Source organism: Rossellomorea sp. YZS02 (assembly GCF_033963925.1).
Lineage (GTDB): Bacteria > Bacillota > Bacilli > Bacillales > Bacillaceae_B > Rossellomorea.
Genome location: NZ_JAXBLY010000052.1, coordinates 1 through 1,153, shown reverse-complemented (window position 1 = coordinate 1,153; position 1,153 = coordinate 1). Strand labels below are relative to the sequence as shown.

The window sequence follows — 1,153 nt, the reverse complement described above, 5'->3', positions numbered from 1 at the left end:
AGAGATGGAAGCATGGCGACATGTGGAGTTGACTGATACTAATCGATCGAGGACTTAACCACACTTATAAAGCGGAGGCGGCTTGAACAGAGACGACAAGCATTTCTGGGCAATCAGAAGAGGATACTTTTTACCCTCAGCTGATTGAACTGAAATGACCTCGAGTCTCTAGCCGCCGGAGCTGGATTGCAGTCTACTGGTAATAGTAGATGCAACAATTGGTCGATATTCGGCTTTCTTGACATCAATCCTTTATCTAGTTTTCAGGGAATAAATATTATATGAAAATATAAAAAAAGCCTTGAAAAATAATATATACACGATATAATAGTACTTGTCCTTAAAAAAGAGACAATACATAGTCTGGTGACAATGGCGAAGAGGTCACACCCGTTCCCATGCCGAACACGGAAGTTAAGCTCTTCAGCGCCGATGGTAGTTGGGGGATCTCCCCCTGTGAGAGTAGGACGTCGCCAGGCATATCGTTCCGCAGTAGCTCAGTGGTAGAGCTATCGGCTGTTAACCGATCGGTCGCAAGTTCGAATCTTGCCTGCGGAGCCATTTTTATGGGGAAGTACTCAAGTGGCTGAAGAGGCGCCCCTGCTAAGGGTGTAGGTCGGGCAACTGGCGCGAGGGTTCAAATCCCTCCTTCTCCGCCATTAAGGCCCATTGGTCAAGCGGTTAAGACACCGCCCTTTCACGGCGGTAACACGGGTTCGAATCCCGTATGGGTCACCAAAGTTTCTTGCAAAAGCAAAATAATTTACCATTACATAACGGAGGATTAGCTCAGCTGGGAGAGCATCTGCCTTACAAGCAGAGGGTCGGCGGTTCGATCCCGTCATCCTCCACCATGATTTTTTGCGAAGCGTAAGCGGAGTAAAATAATCTTCCTTAATTATTATATGTAAAGTAACACATTTTATCGTCGCGGGGTGGAGCAGTTCGGTAGCTCGTCGGGCTCATAACCCGAAGGTCGCAGGTTCAAATCCTGTCCCCGCAATACCATTTTTGCTTGTTATTAGTAAGAGATTAGCATTAATCTTTTATGAGTGACGCAAGGATAGTTATTTTCGCTAGCGCGAAAAAACTTTGGTCCGGTAGTTCAGTTGGTTAGAATGCCTGCCTGTCACGCAGGAGGTCGCGGGTTCGA

The 1,153-nt window shown here is 46.7% G+C and carries 5 tRNA genes and 1 rRNA gene; all 6 read left to right on the top strand.

Going from position 1 to position 1,153, the window contains the following annotated elements:
- The first annotated feature begins 362 nt into the window (after positions 1-362).
- The 6 genes from rrf (at position 363) to SLH55_RS23100 (ending at position 1,003) form a co-directional block, all read left to right on the top strand.
- Positions 363-479: ribosomal RNA gene (rrf, locus tag SLH55_RS23125) — 5S ribosomal RNA — on the top strand.
- Positions 480-486: 7 nt separating this feature from the next.
- A tRNA-Asn gene (locus SLH55_RS23120) sits at positions 487-561 on the top strand.
- Positions 562-568: 7 nt separating this feature from the next.
- Positions 569-659: transfer RNA gene (locus SLH55_RS23115), tRNA-Ser, on the top strand.
- A gap of 4 nt (positions 660-663) precedes the next feature.
- Positions 664-738 (top strand) — tRNA-Glu (locus SLH55_RS23110).
- Between the two features lie 40 nt (positions 739-778).
- Positions 779-854, top strand: a tRNA-Val gene (locus tag SLH55_RS23105).
- 75 nt (positions 855-929) lie between these two features.
- A tRNA-Met gene (locus SLH55_RS23100) sits at positions 930-1,003 on the top strand.
- The last annotated feature ends 150 nt before the right edge of the window (positions 1,004-1,153 follow it).